This is a genomic window from Pseudomonas sp. MF5691, assembly GCF_016405645.1.
Lineage (GTDB): Bacteria > Pseudomonadota > Gammaproteobacteria > Pseudomonadales > Pseudomonadaceae > Aquipseudomonas > Aquipseudomonas shahriarae.
The window spans coordinates 278,724-298,057 of the sequence record NZ_JAEKDC010000001.1; the positions used below are offsets into that span (position 1 = coordinate 278,724).

21 protein-coding genes are annotated in these 19,334 nt (G+C 59.0%); 15 read left to right on the plus strand and 6 right to left on the minus strand.

The window, feature by feature from the left end; genetic code table 11:
• Positions 1 to 282: 282 nt before the first annotated feature.
• Positions 283 to 996 (minus strand): SIMPL domain-containing protein, encoded by a 714-nt coding sequence (locus JFT44_RS01315; RefSeq protein WP_057958429.1) that lies wholly within the window; start codon positions 994 to 996, stop codon positions 283 to 285.
• A 207-nt stretch (positions 997 to 1,203) separates the two neighbouring features.
• On the opposite strand from JFT44_RS01315, the gene JFT44_RS01320 reads away from it, so the two are divergent.
• Both JFT44_RS01320 and JFT44_RS01325 read left to right on the plus strand, forming a co-directional pair.
• The gene (locus JFT44_RS01320; protein WP_057958430.1) at positions 1,204 to 2,466 is read left to right on the plus strand and encodes an ATP-binding protein; all 1,263 of its coding nucleotides are present in this window, start codon (positions 1,204 to 1,206) and stop codon (positions 2,464 to 2,466) included.
• Positions 2,459 to 3,019 carry a response regulator transcription factor gene (locus tag JFT44_RS01325; protein WP_057958431.1) on the plus strand — a complete coding sequence of 187 codons (561 nt, stop codon included), beginning with the start codon at positions 2,459 to 2,461 and terminating at the stop codon, positions 3,017 to 3,019. Before JFT44_RS01320 ends, JFT44_RS01325 begins: the two co-directional genes overlap by 8 nt.
• Positions 3,020 to 3,217: 198 nt before the next feature.
• Here JFT44_RS01325 and JFT44_RS01330 read toward each other — a convergent pair whose 3' ends face one another.
• Positions 3,218 to 3,655 (minus strand): YhcB family protein, encoded by a 438-nt coding sequence (locus JFT44_RS01330; protein ID WP_120734150.1) that lies wholly within the window; start codon positions 3,653 to 3,655, stop codon positions 3,218 to 3,220.
• 147 nt (positions 3,656 to 3,802) lie between these two features.
• Here JFT44_RS01330 and JFT44_RS01335 point away from each other — a divergent pair, with 147 nt between their 5' ends.
• The 3 genes from JFT44_RS01335 (at position 3,803) to zapE (ending at position 6,986) form a co-directional block, all read left to right on the plus strand.
• A complete protein-coding gene (locus tag JFT44_RS01335; protein ID WP_057438061.1) occupies positions 3,803 to 4,432 on the plus strand; it encodes an alpha/beta hydrolase in 630 nt (209 codons plus the stop codon).
• A 24-nt stretch (positions 4,433 to 4,456) separates the two neighbouring features.
• Positions 4,457 to 5,812 (plus strand): tryptophan--tRNA ligase, encoded by a 1,356-nt coding sequence (locus JFT44_RS01340; protein ID WP_198830295.1) that lies wholly within the window; start codon positions 4,457 to 4,459, stop codon positions 5,810 to 5,812.
• 79 nt (positions 5,813 to 5,891) lie between these two features.
• Positions 5,892 to 6,986 (plus strand): cell division protein ZapE, encoded by a 1,095-nt coding sequence (gene zapE, locus JFT44_RS01345; protein ID WP_057438065.1) that lies wholly within the window; start codon positions 5,892 to 5,894, stop codon positions 6,984 to 6,986.
• A 129-nt stretch (positions 6,987 to 7,115) separates the two neighbouring features.
• Here zapE and JFT44_RS01350 read toward each other — a convergent pair whose 3' ends face one another.
• On the minus strand, positions 7,116 to 8,036 hold the full coding sequence (locus tag JFT44_RS01350; RefSeq protein ID WP_169866093.1) for a GlxA family transcriptional regulator: 921 nt from the start codon (positions 8,034 to 8,036) through the stop codon (positions 7,116 to 7,118).
• Between the two features lie 220 nt (positions 8,037 to 8,256).
• Between JFT44_RS01350 and JFT44_RS01355 the strand changes: the two genes are divergently transcribed.
• A complete protein-coding gene (locus JFT44_RS01355; protein ID WP_115129003.1) occupies positions 8,257 to 9,393 on the plus strand; it encodes an acyl-CoA dehydrogenase family protein in 1,137 nt (378 codons plus the stop codon).
• A gap of 101 nt (positions 9,394 to 9,494) precedes the next feature.
• Here JFT44_RS01355 and JFT44_RS01360 read toward each other — a convergent pair whose 3' ends face one another.
• Positions 9,495 to 10,535 carry an NADP(H)-dependent aldo-keto reductase gene (locus tag JFT44_RS01360; RefSeq protein ID WP_169959768.1) on the minus strand — a complete coding sequence of 347 codons (1,041 nt, stop codon included), beginning with the start codon at positions 10,533 to 10,535 and terminating at the stop codon, positions 9,495 to 9,497.
• A gap of 248 nt (positions 10,536 to 10,783) precedes the next feature.
• Here JFT44_RS01360 and rplM point away from each other — a divergent pair, with 248 nt between their 5' ends.
• The 8 genes from rplM (at position 10,784) to JFT44_RS01400 (ending at position 16,577) form a co-directional block, all read left to right on the plus strand.
• Positions 10,784 to 11,212 carry a 50S ribosomal protein L13 gene (gene rplM / locus JFT44_RS01365; RefSeq protein WP_029291908.1) on the plus strand — a complete coding sequence of 143 codons (429 nt, stop codon included), beginning with the start codon at positions 10,784 to 10,786 and terminating at the stop codon, positions 11,210 to 11,212.
• Positions 11,213 to 11,226: 14 nt separating this feature from the next.
• Complete coding sequence (gene rpsI, locus JFT44_RS01370) at positions 11,227 to 11,619, plus strand: 30S ribosomal protein S9 (RefSeq protein WP_003171743.1); 393 nt, start codon at positions 11,227 to 11,229, stop codon at positions 11,617 to 11,619.
• Positions 11,620 to 11,886: 267 nt separating this feature from the next.
• Positions 11,887 to 12,480: a ubiquinol-cytochrome c reductase iron-sulfur subunit gene (petA, locus tag JFT44_RS01375; RefSeq protein ID WP_032860120.1), complete on the plus strand. Its 594-nt coding sequence runs from the start codon at positions 11,887 to 11,889 to the stop codon at positions 12,478 to 12,480.
• A complete protein-coding gene (locus JFT44_RS01380; protein WP_003188526.1) occupies positions 12,480 to 13,691 on the plus strand; it encodes a cytochrome bc complex cytochrome b subunit in 1,212 nt (403 codons plus the stop codon). The genes petA and JFT44_RS01380 overlap by 1 nt, the downstream gene beginning before the upstream one ends.
• On the plus strand, positions 13,691 to 14,470 hold the full coding sequence (locus JFT44_RS01385; RefSeq protein WP_198799644.1) for a cytochrome c1: 780 nt from the start codon (positions 13,691 to 13,693) through the stop codon (positions 14,468 to 14,470). The genes JFT44_RS01380 and JFT44_RS01385 overlap by 1 nt, the downstream gene beginning before the upstream one ends.
• A 150-nt stretch (positions 14,471 to 14,620) precedes the next feature.
• On the plus strand, positions 14,621 to 15,238 hold the full coding sequence (locus JFT44_RS01390) for a glutathione S-transferase N-terminal domain-containing protein (protein WP_027604841.1): 618 nt from the start codon (positions 14,621 to 14,623) through the stop codon (positions 15,236 to 15,238).
• 17 nt (positions 15,239 to 15,255) lie between these two features.
• Positions 15,256 to 15,669, plus strand: coding sequence for a ClpXP protease specificity-enhancing factor (locus JFT44_RS01395; RefSeq protein WP_057438071.1), 414 nt, complete (start codon positions 15,256 to 15,258; stop codon positions 15,667 to 15,669).
• A gap of 158 nt (positions 15,670 to 15,827) precedes the next feature.
• Positions 15,828 to 16,577, plus strand: coding sequence for a FadR/GntR family transcriptional regulator (locus JFT44_RS01400; RefSeq protein WP_057958438.1), 750 nt, complete (start codon positions 15,828 to 15,830; stop codon positions 16,575 to 16,577).
• A 23-nt stretch (positions 16,578 to 16,600) separates the two neighbouring features.
• Here the strand turns inward: JFT44_RS01400 and JFT44_RS01405 are convergent, their stop codons facing one another.
• Entirely contained in the window at positions 16,601 to 16,795 is a 195-nt protein-coding gene (locus JFT44_RS01405; protein WP_198799643.1) for a hypothetical protein, read from the minus strand.
• Positions 16,796 to 16,984: 189 nt separating this feature from the next.
• Complete coding sequence (locus JFT44_RS01410; protein ID WP_057958439.1) at positions 16,985 to 18,142, minus strand: hypothetical protein; 1,158 nt, start codon at positions 18,140 to 18,142, stop codon at positions 16,985 to 16,987.
• Positions 18,143 to 18,369: 227 nt separating this feature from the next.
• On the opposite strand from JFT44_RS01410, the gene kdgD reads away from it, so the two are divergent.
• Positions 18,370 to 19,281 carry a 5-dehydro-4-deoxyglucarate dehydratase gene (gene kdgD, locus JFT44_RS01415; RefSeq protein WP_057438078.1) on the plus strand — a complete coding sequence of 304 codons (912 nt, stop codon included), beginning with the start codon at positions 18,370 to 18,372 and terminating at the stop codon, positions 19,279 to 19,281.
• Positions 19,282 to 19,334 lie beyond the last annotated feature (53 nt).

A 19,334-nucleotide genomic window follows, 5' to 3' on the forward strand; every position in this document is an offset into this window, starting at 1 on the left:
TGTTACACTCGGGCTGAGCGTATAGAGTGGGTTTTAAGCTTATCCCCACAGTGCTGAAGAAGAGGTTTACGCAGAAGTACCGTAACCTTGTTACAGGGCGGTTTGAGTTTGGAGGGCACTTAAGCTTTACTGCCGTCGTTACTGAAACATTGCCTGCATGGTCTTCAATAGCGGCAATGTAAGTAGTGATTTTATTCAGGCGGTGTAGGTGCTGATAGTCGAAAAAGTTGCCCAAAAAAAAGCGCAGCCGTTGAGGCTGCGCCGTTTCTAAGGCTGCAAAGGTTACTGCAAGACTTCAATCACCCCGTCGGCGCTCATGCTGACCTGGCTGGTGCCGGCCTCGACCTCAGGTGTCGGCGCCGAATCCATCGCTGCCGCCTTCATCATCATCCCGCCATTTCGCGCGTACGGCATTGGGTAGCCGTTGGTATTGAAGTTCAGGTTGACGATCTTGTAGCCCTTGCCGCCGAGTGCATCGGTGGCCAGTTGGGCGCGGGCCTTGAACGCGGCGACCGCATCCTTGAGCAACGCGTCTTCGCTGGACTTGCGCGTGGCGTCGGCGATGGCGAAGTCCATATTGTCCATTTTCAGGGTGTTGAGCAGCTCGCCGGTGAGCTTGGACAGCGCGGGGAAGTCCGCGCTTTCCAGACGCAGTTCGGCGCGCTCGCGCCAGCCGGTGATCTTCTGGTTCTTGTTGTCGTAGATCGGATAGCTGTTGCGGCTGCCCTGGCGCAGGGTCACGGCTTTTACTTCGCGAGCTTCGCCCAGCGCCTTGTTCATGATGGTTGTGACTTCGGCGGCGAGCTTGGCCGGGTCAGTATTTTGCGACTCGGTGTAGAGGGTGACGATCATCTTGTCACGGGCCACTTCCTGGCTGACTTCGGCCCGCAGGGAAATCTGGTTGTAGTGCAGTTGGTCGGCGGCCAGCGCGGGCAGGCTGGCAATGCTGCCAACGCTGAGGGCAATAAGGGCGGCACTGCGAGTGAAACGTGACATGGAAGCTCCTTGAGAGTGATCGTGTTCGGTAAGACTGTAGACGGGGGATTCGGGTTCGGCGGGTTACAAAATCTCTACATCTGGCGACGATGCCGACGAACGGTCATAAAGCCATGACCTGCGTCAAAGGGCCACAGACTCGCAGACTGTATCGTCGCTTCGTTTATACTTGCTGCGATCCGCCTGGAGCGCTCATCAGGAGAGCTCATGCTCGCCCCCGTAAAACTGACTTCCGCCACTCGCCAGAACCTCTGGCGCCTGACGTTTATCCGCACCCTGGTGCTGGCCGCCCAGGCCGGTTCCGTGGGGCTCGCCTATTGGTTTGAACTGCTGCCGCTGCCTTGGCTGCAACTGTGGGTGACCCTGGCCTTTTCCACGGTGCTGTGTGTGTTCACGGCCATCCGTCTGCGCACCACCTGGCCGGTGACGGAGCTGGAGTACGCGCTGCAACTGGCCTGCGACCTGTTTATCCACAGCGTGTTGCTGTATTTCTCCGGTGGCTCCACCAACCCCTTCGTTTCCTATTACCTGGTACCGCTGACCATCGCTGCCGTGACCTTGCCGTGGCGCTATTCGGTGATCCTGTCGGGGATTGCCCTGGCGCTTTACACCTTGTTGCTGGCGCAGTTCTATCCCCTGGAAACCTTCCCGATTGCCCGGGAAAACCTGCAGATCTACGGCATGTGGCTGAGCTTCGCGCTGTCGGCGGCGGTGATCACCTTTTTTGCCGCGCGCATGGCCGAAGAGCTGCGGCGCCAGGAAGAACTGCGCGCAATCCGCCGTGAAGAGGGCCTGCGTGACCAGCAACTGCTGGCCGTGGCGACCCAGGCCGCCGGTGCGGCCCATGAACTGGGCACGCCGCTGGCAACCATGAGCGTGCTGATCAAGGAAATGCGCCAGGACCATCACGACCCGGCCTTGCAAGACGACCTCGGCGTGTTGCAGGAACAGGTCAAGCAGTGCAAGCAGACCTTGCAGCAACTGGTGCGCGCCGCTGAAGCCAACCGGCGCCTGGCGGTGGATATGCAAGACGTCACCCAGTGGCTGGACGAAGCCCTGAACCGCTGGCACTTGATGCGTCCCGAAGCCAGTTACCGTTTCCACCTGCTGGGGCAGGGCGCAGTGCCGCGTATGGCGCCACCGCCGGACCTGACCCAGGCGTTGCTGAACCTGTTGAACAATGCAGCCGACGCCTGCCCGGAAGGGTTGGAAGTGCAGTTGGACTGGGATTGGGAAAACCTCACCATCAGTATTCGCGACCACGGCGCTGGCGTGCCGCTGGCGATTGCCGAGCAGATCGGCAAGCCATTCTTTACCACCAAGGGCAAAGGCTTCGGCCTGGGCCTGTTCTTGAGCAAGGCCAGCGTGACCCGCGCTGGCGGCTCGGTGAAACTTTACCCCCATGAGGAAGGCGGCACGCTCACCGAGCTGCGCCTGCCCCGTGCTGCACGAGGAGACATCGATGAGTGACGAGATCCAAGTCGAAGGCGAAGAACTGCCGCACCTGTTGCTGGTAGATGACGATGCCACCTTTACCCGCGTAATGGCGCGAGCCATGAGCCGTCGCGGGTTTCGCGTCAGCACTGCAGGTTCCGCCGAAGAAGGCCTGGCCATCGCCCAGGCCGACCTGCCGGACTACGCGGCACTGGACCTGAAAATGGACGGTGACTCGGGCCTTGTGCTGCTGCCCAAGCTGCTGGAGCTGGACCCGGAAATGCGCGTGCTGATCCTCACCGGGTATTCGAGCATTGCCACCGCTGTCGAGGCGATCAAGCGCGGTGCCTGCAACTACCTGTGCAAGCCGGCGGACGCCGATGATGTGCTGGCCGCCTTGCTCTCCGAGCATGCCGACCTCGACACCCTGGTGCCGGAAAACCCGATGTCGGTGGACCGCCTGCAGTGGGAGCACATCCAGCGCGTGTTGACCGAGCACGAAGGCAATATCTCAGCCACGGCCCGTGCCCTGGGCATGCACCGCCGGACCTTGCAGCGCAAGCTGCAGAAGCGCCCGGTACGGCGCTGAACTACGGTGAGTGGGCTTGTGTGGGAGCGGGCTTGCTCGCGAAGGCGCAGTGTCAGTCAAGTCTTTAACAACTGACACTCCACCTTCGCGAGCGAGCCCGCTCCCACATTGGATCTCCATTGTTCTGCCGATCCAGTTCCAACAAAAAGCCCGGCTGATCATGGATCAGCCGGGCTTTTTGTATGGCTTGAAAACGACTTACTTTTTCAAGCCGTAATGCTCATCCAGCATGCCGGGGGCGTTCGGCGCCTTTGGCGCGTAGTCCCGCGGCGGCTCCTGGTTTTCCCGTGGCGGGGTCAGGCGCTCCCGTGGGGCTTGCGTGGCATCGGAATGCAGCGCGGCCAGCAGACGCTGACGGGTAATATCGTCCAGGGCCAGGCGGTTGGCGCCATCGGCGAGGTGATCCTGTACTTCCTGGTAGCTCTGGGTGAGCTTCTTGACCAGGGTCGCGGTGCTGTTGAAGTGGGTAACAACCTCGTTCTGATAACTGTCAAAACGTTCCTGGATGTCATCCAACTGACGCTGCGTGCGGTTAGGCGCGGCATTCGGCAGGAGGCGAGCAACCAGGAATCCAATGGCGACACCGGCAACCAGGGCAAGAGTCGGCAACAACCAAACTAAGAGCGAGTGTTCCACGAGTCCTTCCTCTATAAACGGCTTTGCTTTACGTTAACGGCTCGGACCTGCGCTGTATACCGCGATTAAGCTCGCAATGATGCCATGCACAGACTTTTAGCTAGACGAGTCGACCCCTTGAGAGGTCACGGAGTTCATTCCTTGCTCATGCGTGAAACCCCTGTTTTGATTGATGGCCCGGTAGGCCAATTGGAAGCCTTGTACCTCGATCACCCCGAGCCACGTGGCCTGGCGCTGATCTGCCACCCTAACCCGGTGCAGGGTGGGACCATGCTCAATAAAGTCGTCTCGACCCTGCAACGTACCGCCCGCGATGCCGGTTTGATTACTTTGCGTTTCAATTACCGTGGCGTCGGTGCCAGCGCTGGTAGCCATGATATGGCCACAGGTGAAGTGGACGATGCCGAAGCCGCCGTAAGCTGGCTGCGTGAAAAACACCCGGACCTGCCCATCACCTTGCTGGGTTTCTCGTTCGGTGGATTTGTTGCCGCCAGTCTCGGCGGGCGCCTGGAAGCCAAGGGCGAAAAACTCGCGCACCTGTTTATGGTGGCTGCGGCCGTCATGCGTTTGCGGGACGAGGACCCGCTTCCACAGGGCTGCCCGCTGACCGTGATCCAGCCGGAAACCGACGAAGTGGTCGACCCGCAGCAGGTCTACGACTGGTCTGCCGCCCTCAAACGCCCCCATGAGCTGCTGAAAGTGGCAGAATGCGGGCACTTTTTTCATGGCAAGCTCACCGATCTCAAGGATCTGGTGCTGCCGCGCCTTTCGAATTGATAGCAGTCTGATAAGCGATTACCCATGACGACTCGTACCCGTATCCTCACCGGCATCACCACCACCGGCACCCCGCACCTGGGCAACTACGCCGGTGCCATCCGCCCGGCGATCCTCGCCAGCCAGGATGCCAATGCCGATTCGTTCTACTTCCTGGCTGACTACCACGCGCTGATCAAGTGCGATGACCCGCAGCGCATCCAGCGCTCGCGTATGGAAATCGCCGCGACCTGGCTGGCCGGTGGCCTGGATGTGAACCGGGTGACCTTCTACCGTCAGTCCGATATCCCGGAAATTCCCGAGCTGACCTGGCTGCTGACTTGCGTCGCGGCCAAGGGCCTGCTCAACCGCGCCCACGCCTACAAGGCCTCGGTGGACAAGAACCTGGAAAACGGCGAAGACCCGGATGCCGGGATCAGCATGGGCCTGTACAGCTATCCGGTGCTGATGGCGGCGGACATCCTGATGTTCAACGCGCACAAGGTGCCGGTCGGCCGCGACCAGATCCAGCACGTGGAAATGGCCCGTGATATCGGCCAGCGTTTCAACCACCTGTTCGGCAAGGGCAAAGAGTTCTTCACCATGCCCGAGGCGTTGATCGAAGAAAGCGTCGCCACCTTGCCGGGCCTGGATGGGCGCAAGATGTCGAAAAGCTACGACAACACCATCCCGTTGTTCACCAGCGCCAAGGACATGAAGGACGCGATCTCGCGGATCGTCACCGACTCCCGCGCGCCGGGTGAAGCCAAGGATCCGGACAACTCGCACCTGTTCACCTTGTACCAGGCGTTCGCCACCCCTGAACAGGAACAGCAACTGCGCAGCGAACTGCTCGACGGCCTGGGCTGGGGCGAGGCGAAAAACCGCCTGTTCCAACTGCTGGACGGCCAGTTGGGCGAAGCCCGCGAGCGCTACCATCAATTGATGGCGCGCCCTTCGGACATGGAAGACCTGCTGCTGGTCGGCGCCAAGAAGGCCCGTGCCGTCGCCGGTCCATTCCTGCAGGAGCTGCGGGAAGCCGTGGGCCTGCGCTCGTTCGTCAACCAGGCCAGCGAGGCTGCCAGCACCAAGAAGAAGGCAGTCAAGGCCGCGCGGTTTGTCAGCTTCCGTGAAGACGACGGCAGCTTCCGCTTCCGCCTGCTGGCGGCTGACGGCGAGCAGCTGTTGTTGTCGCGCAACTTTGCCGATGGCAAGGCGGCCGGCGCTGTCACCAAGCAGTTGCAGTCCGGCCAGGCGCTGGATGTGCGCAGTGAGGCCCTGGGCTTTACGGTGTGGCTCGACGGCGCGTGTATCGCCGACAGCCCGGCCTTCGCCGACAGCGCTGCGCGGGATGCCGCCATCGAAGCCGTGCGCATAGCATTGACGCCAATCGAAGACTGACCCGACCAAGGGTTGATTGCCATTATCCGGGGCCGTCGTTACAGTGACGGCCCGTTTTTGTTGCCTTGCTAACGAAATTATGACGCCCCTAGAACGATATCAAGCTGATCTGAAGCGCCCCGACTTCTTCCATGATGCTGCCCAGGAAACGGCGGTGCGTCACTTGCAGCGCCTGTACGAAGACCTGGTCGCCTCTTCCCAGAGCAAGCCGGGGATGCTCAGCAAGCTGTTTGGCAAGAAAGACCAGACGCCGGTCAAAGGCTTGTACTTCTGGGGCGGTGTGGGTCGCGGCAAGACTTACCTGGTCGACACCTTCTTCGAAGCGCTGCCGTTCAAGGAGAAGTCGCGCACTCACTTCCACCGCTTCATGAAGCGCGTGCACGAAGAGATGAAGACCCTGCACGGCGAGAAAAACCCGCTGACCATCATCGCCAAGCGTTTCTCCCAGGAAGCGCGGGTTATCTGTTTCGATGAGTTCTTCGTGTCCGATATCACCGATGCGATGATTCTCGGCACCCTGATGGAAGAGTTGTTCAAGAACGGCGTGACCCTGGTCGCCACCTCGAACATCGTGCCTGACGGCCTGTACAAGGACGGCCTGCAGCGTGCGCGTTTCCTGCCGGCCATCGCTCTGATCAAGCAGCACACCGATATCGTCAACGTCGACAGCGGCGTCGATTACCGCCTGCGGCACCTCGAGCAAGCCGAGTTGTTCCACTTCCCCCTCGACGAAGCGGCCCACGAAAGCCTGCGCAAGAGCTTCCGTGCGTTGACGCCGGAATGCACCCAGGCGGTGGAAAACGATAAGTTGATGATCGAGAATCGCCAGATCATTGCCCTGCGCACCTGTGACGACGTGGCCTGGTTCGACTTCCGCGAGCTGTGCGACGGCCCCCGCAGCCAGAACGACTACATCGAACTGGGCAAGATCTTCCATGCCGTGATCTTGAGCGGTGTCGAGCAAATGAGCGTCACTACCGACGACATCGCCCGGCGCTTTATCAACATGGTCGATGAATTCTACGACCGTAACGTCAAGCTGATCATCTCGGCTGAAGTCGAACTCAAGGACCTCTACACCGGCGGTCGCTTGAACTTCGAGTTCCAACGGACCTTGAGCCGCTTGCTGGAAATGCAGTCCCACGAGTTCCTGGCGCGGGCGCACAAGCCTTAGGCAAACACCGAACCAAAATGTGGGAGCGGGCTTGCTCGCGAATGCGGCGTATCAGTCGACTTATTCGTTAACTGACACACCGCATTCGCGAGCAAGCCCGCTCCCACATTTGATTGTGCCCGGCTTTAGTTAGGCGGCCTGCTGGAACTGCTGGCGATACTGGTTCGGCGACAGTTCCGTGTGCTGCCTGAACAGCCGCGCAAAAAAGCTCGCATCGTCGTAACCCACCTCATAGCTGATGGTCTTGATGCTCTTGCGGCTGCCCGACAACAACCCCTTGGCTGTCTCGATGCGCAGGCGTTGCAGGTAGTGCAGCGGCTTGTCGCCGGTAGCGGTCTGGAAGCGCCGCATAAAGTTGCGGATGCTCATGCCGTGTTCTCGGGCCACGTCTTCAAAGCGGAACTTGTCGGCGAAGTGCTCTTCGAGCCAATGCTGGATCTGCAGGATGATCACATCCTGGTGCAGCTTCTGCCCACCAAAACCGATGCGTCCCGGCGCGTAGCTGCGCTGCACTTCGTAAAGGATGTCGCGGGCCACGGCCTGGGCGATGTTGGCGCCGCAGAAGCGCTCGATCAGATAGATGTAGAGATCGCAGGCCGACGTGGTGCCCCCGGCGCAGTACAGGTTGTCGGCGTCGGTCAGGTGCTTGTCCTGATTGAGCTGGACCTTGGGGAAGCGTTCGCTGAAGGCGTTGAAGAAGCGCCAGTAGGTGGTCGCCTCCTTGCCATCAAGCAGGCCGGCTTCGGCGAGCCAGAACACCCCGGTGGCCTCACCGCATAACACCGCCCCGCGCGCATGTTGCTCGCGCAGCCAGGGCAGGATCTGTGGGTAGCGTTTGCTCAGGGCGTCGAAGTCATCCCAGAAGGCCGGCAGCACAATGATATCGGCGTTTTCCAGGCCGCCGTCGACCGGCATGATCACATCGCTGAAGCTGCACACCGATTGCCCATCGGGGCTTACCAGGCGGGTTTCAAAGGCCGGCGTGAGGCCCAGGCCCTGCTGTTTGCCGTAACGCAGGCTGGCGAGGTGGAAGAAATCCTTGGCTTGCATGAGGGTGGAAGCAAACACCCGGTCAATGGCCAAAATGCTGACGCGCCGCAAGGGCGTGGAGACGAGGTTAGACATAATTTCGATTATTCTTATAGGGGAAAGTGGTCAACTAACGGCTGGATCGTCTTATTTTTTGTCGCATGTGTCCAGTGTCCTGTGACGTCCGTGCAGCTTAGGCTCTGTGATCTTGTTTTTGTCCGACAATCGACGCAGGTGACTCATGATTCCCAGAACCTTGTTCAGCTCCGAGCACGAACTCTTCCGCCAGAGCGTGCGCACCTTCCTCGAAAAAGACGCGGTGCCGTTCCATGCGCAATGGGAAAAGCAGGGCCATATTGATCGCGCCCTGTGGAGCAAGGCGGGGGAGGCGGGGATGCTGTGCTCGCACCTGCCGGAGGAATATGGCGGCCTGGGCGCCGACTTTCTCTACAGCACCGTGGTGATCGAAGAGATCGGCCGCCTGGGGCTGACCGGGATTGGCTTCTCCCTGCATTCGGACATTGTTGCGCCGTATATCCTGCATTACGGCAGCGAGGCGCTGAAGCACAAGTACCTGCCCAAGCTCGTTTCCGGGGAGATGGTCACGGCCATTGCCATGACCGAGCCGGGCGCCGGGTCTGATCTGCAAGGGGTCAAGACCACCGCCGTGCTGGACGGCGATGAGTATGTAATCAACGGCTCCAAGACTTTTATTACCAATGGCTTCCTGGCGGACCTGGTGATTGTGGTGGCCAAGACCGATCCCAAGGCCGGCGCCAAGGGCACCAGTCTGTTTCTGGTCGAGGCCAATACGCCGGGCTTCGACAAGGGCAAGCGCCTGGAAAAGGTCGGGATGAAGGCTCAGGACACCTCCGAGCTGTTCTTCCAGGACGTGCGGGTGCCCAAGGAGAACCTGCTGGGCCAGGCGGGAATGGGCTTTGCCTACCTGATGCAGGAGCTGCCCCAGGAGCGCCTGACCGTGGCGATCGGCGCCCTGGCGTCGGCCGAGGCGGCGCTGCAATGGACCCTGGACTACACCCGCGAGCGCAAGGCGTTCGGCAAGGCGATTGCCGACTTCCAGAACACCCGCTTCAAGCTGGCGGAGATTGCGACCGAGGTGCAGATTGGTCGGGTGTTTGTCGACAAGTGCCTGGAACAGCACCTGCAAGGCAAGCTGGATGTGCCGACGGCGGCGATGGCCAAATACTGGACCACTGACCTGCAATGCAAGGTGCTCGATGAGTGTGTGCAGTTGCACGGCGGCTACGGTTACATGTGGGAATACCCGATTGCCCGGGCCTGGGCGGATGCGCGGGTACAGCGCATTTATGCGGGGACCAATGAGATCATGAAGGAGATCATTGCGCGGGCGCTTTGAATCTCTGGTGCTGTTGAGGGCCCCATCGCAGGCAAGCCAGCGCCCACATTACCGATCAAATGTGGGTGCTGGCTTGCCTGCGATGGCGGCCTAAAGGTCAATCAAGGCGCAGGATTCGGGTGATCCTTCTGAATCGCCTCGATCCCGTCCAACACCTCTTTCGACAGTTTCAGATCAGCACTGGCGATATTGCTGTCCAACTGCGCAAGCGTCGTCGCGCCAATGATATTGCTGGTCACAAACGGCTGCTGCGTGACAAACGCCAGGGCCATCTGCGCCGGGTCCAGGCCGTGCTCGCGGGCCAGGGCCACATAGCGGCTGCACGCGGCTTCCGATTGCGGGTTGAAGTAGCGGCTAAAGCGGCTGTAGAGGCTCAAACGACCCTCGGCCGGCCGTGCGCCGCCTTCGTACTTGCCGCTGAGCATGCCGAATGCCAGTGGCGAATATGCCAGCAAGCCGCATTGCTCACGGATGGCGACTTCTGCCAGGCCCACTTCAAAGCTGCGGTTGAGCAGGTTGTAGGGGTTCTGAATCGATACCGCGCGGGTCCAGCCGCGGGCCTCGGCCAGGGCCAGGAACTTCATGGTGCCCCACGGCGTTTCATTGGACAGGCCGATATGGCGGATCTTGCCGGCCTTGACCTGCTCGTCGAGGGCTTCGAGGGTTTCTTCCAGCGGTGTGAGGTCGGGCTCTTCCTGGTGCTTGTAGCTCAGTTGGCCGAAGAAGTTGGTGCTGCGTTCCGGCCAGTGCAGTTGGTACAGGTCGATCCAGTCGGTCTGCAGGCGCTTGAGGCTGGCGTCCAGGGCGTCGACGATGTGCTTGCGGTTGTGCTTGAGCTGGCCGTCGCGGATGTAGTCGATGGTGTTGCCGGGGCCGGCGATCTTGCTGGCGAGGATCCAGTCGGCGCGGTCGCCCCGACTCTTGAAGTAGTTGCCGATGTAGCGTTCGGTGGTGGCGTAGGTGTCAGCCTTGGGGGGGACCGGGTACATTTCTGCGGTATCGAGGAAGTTGATCCCCGCACCTTTGGCTCTTTCAATCTGGGCGAAGGCCTCTGCCTCGGTGTTTTGCTCGCCCCAGGTCATGGTCCCGAGGCAGATCGCGCTCACGTTCAGATCGGTCCGGCCCAGTTGTCGATAATCCATCGGGTGCTCCTTCGGGGAAAACAATCATAAAAGCAGGTTGAATTTTTTTTCGCAATCTGCATAATTGCCCACCTCTTTCTGCAGTGGAAGTGATGCGCCGCCTGCCGAAGAATCTTGCCGTTGAACGGACGCGCTGACCCGAGCCCCCGATAGCGTCTGTATCCGGCTGCCTTTGACTTGTCAAAGTACGCACTATTCAGTAAGATCCGCCGTCTAATTTACAGGGCGGCCCCTGAGGCTATTAAAGAATGACAACTTTTACTGCAAAACCGGAAACAGTTCAGCGCGACTGGTTTGTCGTCGACGCCGCTGGTCAGACCCTGGGTCGTCTGGCCACTGAAGTCGCCAGCCGTCTGCGTGGCAAGCACAAGCCTGAGTACACCCCTCACGTTGATACCGGTGACTACATCGTAATCATCAACGCTGAGCAGGTTCGTGTAACCGGCAACAAAGCAAGCGACAAAATGTACTACCGTCACTCCGGTTTCCCAGGCGGTATCAAGTCTTCGAACTTCGAAGGCCTGATTGCCAAGAAGCCTGAAGCCCCGATCGAGATCGCGGTTAAAGGTATGCTGCCGAAGGGCCCACTGGGTCGCGACATGTATCGCAAGCTGAAAGTCTATGCGGGCGCTGCTCACCCTCATGCTGCTCAGCAGCCCCAAGAACTGAAGTTTTAACGGAATAGTTCATTATGTCGGCGACTCAAAATTACGGCACTGGCCGTCGCAAAACCGCAACCGCACGCGTTTTCCTGCGTCCGGGCACTGGTAACATCTCGATCAACAACCGCACTCTGGACAACTTCTTCGGCCGCGAAACTGCCCGCATGGTAGTTCGTCAGCCGCTGGAACTGACCGAGACCGTTGAAAAGTTCGACATCTACGTCACCGTTATCGGTGGCGGTGTAAGTGGTCAAGCTGGCGCAATCCGCCACGGTATCACTCGCGCTCTGATGCAGTACGACGAAACCCTGCGCGGCGCTCTGCGCAAAGCTGGCTTCGTGACTCGCGATGCCCGTGAAGTTGAACGTAAGAAAGTCGGTCTGCGTAAAGCGCGTAAGCGTCCGCAGTACTCGAAGCGTTAATTCGCTTTACGTTCCACAAAAACGCCCAGCCTCCTCGCGGAGCTGGGCGTTTTTTATTGCCCGCTTTTTATGCAGGTTTTTTCTGTGTGACAACTTGCCACATCCGTAGACCCCCTATACTACAAGGCTTGGGGCTTAGGCTCCGGGTAATTACCTTGTCAGAGGTGGGGCTTTTCATTACCATTCGGCAAAATTTTTATAAGTTCAGATTTAATACTTAGTAGACGCCTGATTTAACAGGCCAAAAAGCTGATGGGAGAGGACTGAATGAGCAATGACGGCGTGAATGCAGGCCGGCGTCGCTTCTTGGTAGCAGCCACATCCGTTGTGGGTGCTGCAGGAGCGGTGGGGGCTGCGGTCCCGTTCGTGGGGTCATGGTTTCCCAGTGCCAAGGCGAAAGCCGCAGGTGCACCGGTGAAGGTGAATGTCAGCAAGATCGAGCCAGGCCAGCAGATGATTGCTGAGTGGCGCGGCCAGCCAGTATTCATCGTTCGTCGTACCGAGGAAATCCTGGGGAATCTGAAGAAAATCGAGGGCCAGTTGTCTGACCCCGAATCCAAGAATTCCGAACAACCCGCCTACGCCCAAAACGAAGCGCGTTCGATCAAGCCAGAGATTCTGCTGCTGGTCGGTCTTTGCACGCACCTGGGCTGCTCGCCGACCTTCCGCCCGGAAGTCGCGCCTGTGGATCTGGGCAAGGACTGGGTTGGCGGCTATTTCTGCCCTTGCCACGGCTCCCACTACGACCTGGCCGGTCGCGTCTACAAATCCCAGCCTGCTCCGTTGAACCTGCCGGTTCCGCCGCACAACTACGAATCTGACGACGTTATTGTCATTGGTGTCGATAAGGAGAGCGCGTAATGAGCAAGTTCATGGATTGGGTGGATGCGCGCTTCCCCGCCACCAAAATGTGGGAAGACCATCTCAGCAAGTATTACGCGCCGAAGAACTTCAACTTCTTCTATTTCTTTGGCTCCCTGGCATTGCTGGTACTGGTCAATCAGATCGTGACCGGTGTCTGGCTGACCATGAGCTACACCCCGTCGGCGGAAGAAGCATTTGCCTCCGTCGAATACATCATGCGCGACGTCGAGTACGGCTCGATCCTGCGTCTGTTGCACTCCACTGGCGCTTCGGCGTTCTTCATCGTGGTCTATCTGCACATGTTCCGTGGCTTGCTCTACGGCTCGTACCAGAAGCCGCGTGAACTGGTGTGGGTGTTTGGCATGCTGATCTACCTGGCACTGATGGCAGAGGCCTTCATGGGCTACCTGCTGCCTTGGGGCCAGATGTCCTACTGGGGTGCCCAGGTGATCATCTCGCTGTTTGGCGCGATCCCGGTCATCGGCAACGACCTGACCCAGTGGATCCGTGGTGACTACCTGATTTCGGGCATCACCCTGAACCGCTTCTTTGCCTTGCATGTGGTGGCCTTGCCGATCGTGATCCTCGGTCTGGTGGTGCTGCACATCCTGGCGCTGCACGAAGTCGGTTCGAACAACCCCGACGGCGTGGACATCAAGAAGCACAAGGACGAGAACGGCATTCCGCTGGACGGCATTCCTTTCCACCCTTACTACACCGTGAAAGATATCGTCGGCGTGGTGGTGTTCCTGTTCGTCTTCTGCTCGATTGTGTTCTTCTTCCCGGAAATGGGCGGCTACTTCCTCGAAAAGCCTAACTTCGAACAGGCGAACGCATTCAAGACCCCGGAACACATTGCCCCGGTCTGGTACTTCACGCCGTTCTACGCCATTTTGCGGGCGATCCCCGACAAGCTCATGGGCGTTATCGCCATGGGTGCGGCCATTGCGGTGCTGTTCGTGTTGCCTTGGCTCGACCGTAGCCCGGTCAAGTCCATGCGCTACAAGGGCTGGCTGAGCAAAATCTGGCTGTGGGTGTTCTGCATCTCGTTCGTGATCCTGGGTGTGCTGGGCGTACTGGCGCCGACCCCTGAGCGGACGTTGTTGTCGCAGGTCTGCACCTTCCTGTACTTCGCCTACTTCATTCTGATGCCGTTCTACACCCGGCTCGAGAAGACAAAACCGGTTCCGGAAAGGGTGACTGGCTGATGAAAAAATTATTCGCTGCATTGATTCTTGCTGCCCTGCCGGCACTGTCCTTCGCGGCCGGTTCTGGCGTGGCACTGGAAAAAGTCGACATTGACGTTTCTGACAAGGCTGCCATGCAAGACGGCGCCCGTACGTTCGCCAACTACTGCATGGGCTGCCACAGCGCCAAGTTCCAGCGTTACGAGCGCGTGGCCGATGACCTGGGCATCCCTCATGAGTTGATGCTCAAGAACCTGGTGTTCACCGGTGCCAAGATTGGCGACCACATGAACATCGGCATGCAAGCGGCCGACGCCAAGGCCTGGTTCGGGGCTGCACCGCCCGACCTGACCCTGGTAGCACGCGTACGTGGCACCGACTGGCTGTATGGCTACCTGAAATCGTTCTACGAAGACCCTACGCGCCCATGGGGCGTGAACAACAAGGTCTTCCCGAACGTGGGTATGCCTAACGTGCTGGTCGGCCTGCAAGGCCGTCAGGTGGTCGGATGCAAGCAGGTTCAAGTCGTGGAAAACGGCAAGAAGCAATATGACCCGCTGACCGGCACGCCGTTGACCCACGAAGCCTGTGACCAACTGACCATCGTGCCCAAGAGCGGCGCGCTGAACGAGGAGCAGTTCGACGAGAAGGTCAAGAACCTGGTGACCTTCCTGGCTTACTCCGCCAACCCGGTCAAACTGGAGCATCAACGCATCGGTACCTATGTGTTGCTGTACCTGGCTTTCTTCTTCGTATTCGCTTATTTGCTCAAGCGTGAATACTGGAAGGATGTGCATTGATCCAACCTTAGGCAATTGCTGTTAATCTTGCGCGCCCAGCGACGTCTCTGAACGGGTAACGCTCTGGTTGATCCAGGTGTTACAGGAGATGCTTTCTGGGCGCGCTCGTTTTTGAGCTTTCGATAATTTCAACAAGCGAGGAGGACCGCCATGGGCGTGACCAACCGGTTGGCCTGTTACTCCGACCCCGCCGACCACTATTCCCACCGAGTACGCATCGTGCTCGCAGAGAAGGGTGTCAGCGCCGAGATCATCAGTGTGGAGGTGGGACGTCACCCGCCGAAACTGATCGAAGTGAACCCTTACGGCAGCTTGCCCACCCTGGTCGATCGTGACCTGGCGTTGTGGGAGTCAACCGTGGTGATGGAATATCTGGATGAGCGTTACCCCCATCCACCTTTGCTGCCGGTGTATCCGGTGGCGCGTGCCAACAGCCGCCTGCTGATCCATCGGATCCAGCGTGACTGGTGTGGGCTGGTGGATCTGATTCTGGATACACGCAGCAAAGAAGCGGCCCGTGTGCAGGCGCGTAAGGAATTGCGCGAGAGCCTGACCGGCGTTTCTCCATTGTTCGCCGACAAACCTTTTTTCCTCAGTGAGGAACAAAGCCTGGTGGATTGCTGCCTATTACCCATACTCTGGCGTTTGCCGATTCTGGGCATTGAACTGCCGCGGCCTGCCAAGCCGCTGCTTGATTACATGGAGCGCCAGTTTGCGCGTGAGGCTTTCCAGGCAAGTCTGTCTGGCGTCGAACGTGATATGCGCTAAGGCTTAAGGAGCCGTTGATGAACTCCAGTCGACCTTACCTGGTCCGCGCGCTCTACGAGTGGATTGTGGACAACGATTGCACCCCGCATATGCTGGTCAATTCCGAGTTTCCTGCGGTGCAGGTGCCACAAGGTTTTGCCAGTGACGGACAGATTGTCCTGAACGTTTCGCCCAGTGCCGTGCGTCAACTGCACATGGACAATGAAGCGGTCAGCTTTGAAGGGCGTTTTGGTGGGGTACCCCATACGCTCTATGTGCCCATCGGCGCGATCCTGGGCATTTATGCCCGGGAGAATGGCCAGGGCATGGTGTTTGATCTGGAGTCGTCCCTTGAAGACGACGAAGCGATTGAAATTGAAGATGATCTGCCGCCACCTGATTCCGAGCCACCGCGCCCTAGCGGCCGGCCGAGCTTGAAAGTGGTGAAGTGATAAAACATGCGCCTTCGGGCATGTGTTGAAAATGCCCCGGCTTAGGCTGGGGCATTTTTTTGCGCGCGATAAACCTTGGGCAAATCATGCAGGGCGGTGATCGTACAACTCGCTTGGGCTATGATGCCCTTTTGAATCATCGAGATAGTTGCCTGCCCATGGAAAACCTCAGCACAGCCCCGCGTCTTCCCCGCAAGCGCCGTAGCCTTGCCCAGGAACTGGTCACGGTGTTGTCCGAACAGATCCGCGATGGCCAGCTCAAGCGTGGCGACAAACTGCCCACCGAGTCAGCCATCATGGAAGCCCATGGGGTCAGCCGCACGGTGGTGCGCGAAGCGATCTCGCGGCTGCAGGCAGCCGGGCAGGTGGAAACCCGGCATGGCATCGGCACCTTTGTGCTGGATACGCCGAGCCCCAGCGGGTTCCGCATTGATCCGGCGACCGTGGTCACGCTGCGTGATGTACTGGCGATCCTCGAATTGCGCATCAGCCTGGAAGTGGAGTCTGCTGGTCTCGCGGCCCAGCGTCGCAGTGACGAGCAGTTGGCAGCGATGCGCGCGGCCCTAGATGCCCTGAATGAAAGTGCAGCGCACGCCAGTGATGCGGTAGCGTCGGACTTCCAGTTCCACTTGCAGATTGCCCTGTCCACCGGCAACCGTTACTTCACCGATATCATGACCCACCTGGGCACCAGCATTATTCCGCGGACCCGCCTGAATTCTGCGCGCCTGGCCCATGACGACCAGCAGCACTACATGAGCCGCCTGAGCCGTGAGCACGAAGAGATTTATGAGGCGATTGCCCGCCAGGATTCGGATGCGGCGCGGGCGGCGATGAGATTGCATTTGACCAATAGTCGAGAGCGGCTGCGCCAGGCTCATGAAGAAGCGCAGGCGCAGCGGGGGTAATTCGGTGATTGCTAGGGAGGCATTTACGCCAGGAAAAAGTCGATTTGCTTAACTTCGCCATTTTTGATTTGGAAGTTTTTGCCTATGATCAATTCAGGCGGACCACCATCAAGTTGAACGGTATCACCGATATTGGGTAGGTCCACAGCATCGATATTCTGCGTCGCTGCTTTGAATTTATTGGATTTGGATGTAAACGTGCATTTTCTAGTAGCCATGGCATGCCTCACTATTTCTCGATTACTGAAGGGCCTCCAGGGTGACTGCACCTCTTGCGGCTGAGGTTGCCCGGTGGTGGCGTTCAATCTAGGGGCGACGGGTACATCGCTGATACTGTCAGAATTCACAGTGACGACGAACGGTCCCCTGTATACGAATCATCCGTACACAGGGGCGCTGTGGCTACATCAAGGCAGCGGGTTATTTGGCTTGTAGTCCTTAAGCAACAGATACGTACTCCACCCCCACCAATCATTGGTCCACTGCTTGTCATTCAAGTTGTTGACGTCCTTGCGCCGCAACACCTTGTCGCCCTCGGCCTTGAACAGCGGCGAAAAGTTATTCGCTGGATTGTTCGCCGCGTTCAAGTCCGGCACATGCAGTGGTGCCTTGAATGTGGCCGGGGAGGGCGCGATACCGCTGATGTACGCGTCGAAGATCTCATCGGCCGAAGCCTGTACCGCACGCTTGACCTGGGTGCGGTTGGCGGCGTCATTGCTATCGAAATAGCGTTTGTCGCCATAGGCATGCCACTCATCGCCCAGGGCATTGCGCACATTGAGCCCGAACTTGCTGTCTTCATCGTGCATAAAGCGGCTGATCAACGACCCCAGTTCACCCGGTGTCACCACGGCCGCCAGTTGTTTGCGTGGGACGCGCAGGTGCCCTGCGGAAAACAGGTCGGTCAAGAAGTGATCAGCAAAGCTGTTCATGGCGTAAGCCAGTTCCAATTGCTGGCCGCTGCCGCTTTGGTGAGCCACCACCGCTTGTTGCAGGGCGGCAGAATGCCCGGCCAGGTAGGCAGACAGCGCCCACTCGCCGAAATGGTCGGCATTATCGGCCGCCAGCTTCAAGTAGCGCCCCAGGGGAACCATGGCTGAAACCACGCTGCCGCCGCCGGTGATACGGTTCCACTCTTCAGACAACGTATCTCCTAGTGCGTCGTAGGCCTCATGGGGTTGCTTGCCATCCTGAATGGCCTGCTTCACTGCGTTGATCTCTTTTTGCATGACTGCGAGGATTTTGCCCGCTTCCTCCCGTGACGCCGGCAAAGTCGCCAGCGAGTTAAACGCGGCGGTGAAGCGCTGCACACGCTCGGTGGGTGACGCACCGTCACTGATGGGCTGGCCGGGAATTCCGTAGAAGTCACCGCCCAGGGAGATGATCTGACCATAGGTCAGGGCCAGGCCGTTGGGTAGGTGAAGCTTGACTTGCGCGCCCGGAATAGAGGGCGCGCCCTGCACGAAGCGCAGCTGGGTGTCATCGCCAATGGCGGTGTGCTCGCCGCCTTCAAAGCGCAGGGAGGGGAGGGTTTTGCGGGTAATGACCGATTCAAGTTCTGACATGTTAGCTCCTTGCTATGTCGTAGGAATCTTCCTTAATAACTGTATGCATATACAGTCATTGCGAGAATAGAGGAATAATTCCCTACGTCAAGGCGCTCGCTACTAATGACCTCGAAATACCGGCAAGCCGACAAAAGAAGGTTGACGAACATTTTTATAGTTGTACGATGACGTATGACATCAATAATAACGTTCCAGTCTTCGTATTTGCCCAGGGTGTTCAAATAATGAATCCACAAGAACTGAAGTCCATCCTCTCCCACGGTCTGCTGTCTTTCCCGGTCACCGATTTCAATGCCCAGGGTGAGTTCCACCCGGCGGGCTATATCAAGCGCCTGGAGTGGCTGGCCCCGTATGGCGCCTCTGCGTTGTTTGCGGCGGGCGGCACCGGTGAGTTTTTCTCCCTGGCAGCCAGTGAATACGCCCAAGTGGTGAAAACCGCCGTTGATACCTGCGCCACCAGCGTGCCGATCCTCGCCGGTGTCGGCGGCTCCACCCGCCAGGCCATCGAGTACGCCCAGGAAGCCGAGCGCCTGGGAGCCAAGGGCCTGCTGCTGTTGCCGCACTACCTGACCGAAGCCAGCCAGGACGGCGTCGCCGCCCATGTCGAGGCAGTGTGCAAGTCGGTAAAAATCGGTGTGGTGGTCTACAACCGCAACGTCTGCCGCCTGACCGCGCCGCTGCTGGAGCGCCTGGCCGAACGTTGCCCGAACCTGATCGGCTACAAGGATGGCCTGGGTGATATCGAGCTGATGGTGTCGATCCGCCGTCGTCTCGGTGATCGTTTCAGCTACCTGGGCGGCTTGCCGACTGCAGAGGTTTACGCCGCTGCCTACAAGGCCCTGGGCGTGCCGGTGTACTCCTCGGCAGTCTTCAACTTTATTCCCAAGACCGCGATGGACTTCTACCACGCGATTGCCCGGGAAGATCACGCCACCGTCAACAAGATCATCGACGACTTCTTCCTGCCTTACCTGGACCTGCGTAACCGCAAGGCCGGCTATGCCGTGAGCATCGTCAAGGCGGGCGCAAAAATCGCCGGCTATGACGCAGGCCCGGTACGTACCCCGCTGACCGATCTGCTGCCAGAAGAATACGAAGCCCTGGCCGCGCTGATCGACAAGCAAGGTGCGCAGTAACCCATTAATAAAGCCGCTGAGTGATCAGCGGCTTTTTGCGTAAGGAGAAGAGG

Excerpts from the sequence above, each read along its gene's own strand:
- JFT44_RS01400 (WP_057958438.1), top strand. The coding sequence starts at position 15,828 with ATGGAAAACCTCAGCACAGCCCCGCGTCTTCCCCGCAAGCGCCGTAGC.
- JFT44_RS01355 (WP_115129003.1), top strand. The coding sequence starts at position 8,257 with ATGATTCCCAGAACCTTGTTCAGCTCCGAGCACGAACTCTTCCGCCAG.
- petA (WP_032860120.1), top strand. The coding sequence starts at position 11,887 with ATGAGCAATGACGGCGTGAATGCAGGCCGGCGTCGCTTCTTGGTAGCA.
- JFT44_RS01350 (WP_169866093.1), bottom strand. The coding sequence starts at position 8,036 with ATGCAAGCCAAGGATTTCTTCCACCTCGCCAGCCTGCGTTACGGCAAA.
- JFT44_RS01315 (WP_057958429.1), bottom strand. The coding sequence starts at position 996 with ATGTCACGTTTCACTCGCAGTGCCGCCCTTATTGCCCTCAGCGTTGGC.
- JFT44_RS01385 (WP_198799644.1), top strand. The coding sequence starts at position 13,691 with ATGAAAAAATTATTCGCTGCATTGATTCTTGCTGCCCTGCCGGCACTG.
- JFT44_RS01325 (WP_057958431.1), top strand. The coding sequence starts at position 2,459 with ATGAGTGACGAGATCCAAGTCGAAGGCGAAGAACTGCCGCACCTGTTG.
- JFT44_RS01410 (WP_057958439.1), bottom strand. The coding sequence starts at position 18,142 with ATGTCAGAACTTGAATCGGTCATTACCCGCAAAACCCTCCCCTCCCTG.
- JFT44_RS01360 (WP_169959768.1), bottom strand. The coding sequence starts at position 10,535 with ATGGATTATCGACAACTGGGCCGGACCGATCTGAACGTGAGCGCGATC.
- zapE (WP_057438065.1), top strand. The coding sequence starts at position 5,892 with ATGACGCCCCTAGAACGATATCAAGCTGATCTGAAGCGCCCCGACTTC.
- JFT44_RS01335 (WP_057438061.1), top strand. The coding sequence starts at position 3,803 with ATGCGTGAAACCCCTGTTTTGATTGATGGCCCGGTAGGCCAATTGGAA.
- JFT44_RS01380 (WP_003188526.1), top strand. The coding sequence starts at position 12,480 with ATGAGCAAGTTCATGGATTGGGTGGATGCGCGCTTCCCCGCCACCAAA.
- kdgD (WP_057438078.1), top strand. The coding sequence starts at position 18,370 with ATGAATCCACAAGAACTGAAGTCCATCCTCTCCCACGGTCTGCTGTCT.
- rpsI (WP_003171743.1), top strand. The coding sequence starts at position 11,227 with ATGTCGGCGACTCAAAATTACGGCACTGGCCGTCGCAAAACCGCAACC.
- JFT44_RS01340 (WP_198830295.1), top strand. The coding sequence starts at position 4,457 with ATGACGACTCGTACCCGTATCCTCACCGGCATCACCACCACCGGCACC.
- JFT44_RS01320 (WP_057958430.1), top strand. The coding sequence starts at position 1,204 with ATGCTCGCCCCCGTAAAACTGACTTCCGCCACTCGCCAGAACCTCTGG.
- JFT44_RS01395 (WP_057438071.1), top strand. The coding sequence starts at position 15,256 with ATGAACTCCAGTCGACCTTACCTGGTCCGCGCGCTCTACGAGTGGATT.
- JFT44_RS01390 (WP_027604841.1), top strand. The coding sequence starts at position 14,621 with ATGGGCGTGACCAACCGGTTGGCCTGTTACTCCGACCCCGCCGACCAC.
- JFT44_RS01405 (WP_198799643.1), bottom strand. The coding sequence starts at position 16,795 with ATGGCTACTAGAAAATGCACGTTTACATCCAAATCCAATAAATTCAAA.
- rplM (WP_029291908.1), top strand. The coding sequence starts at position 10,784 with ATGACAACTTTTACTGCAAAACCGGAAACAGTTCAGCGCGACTGGTTT.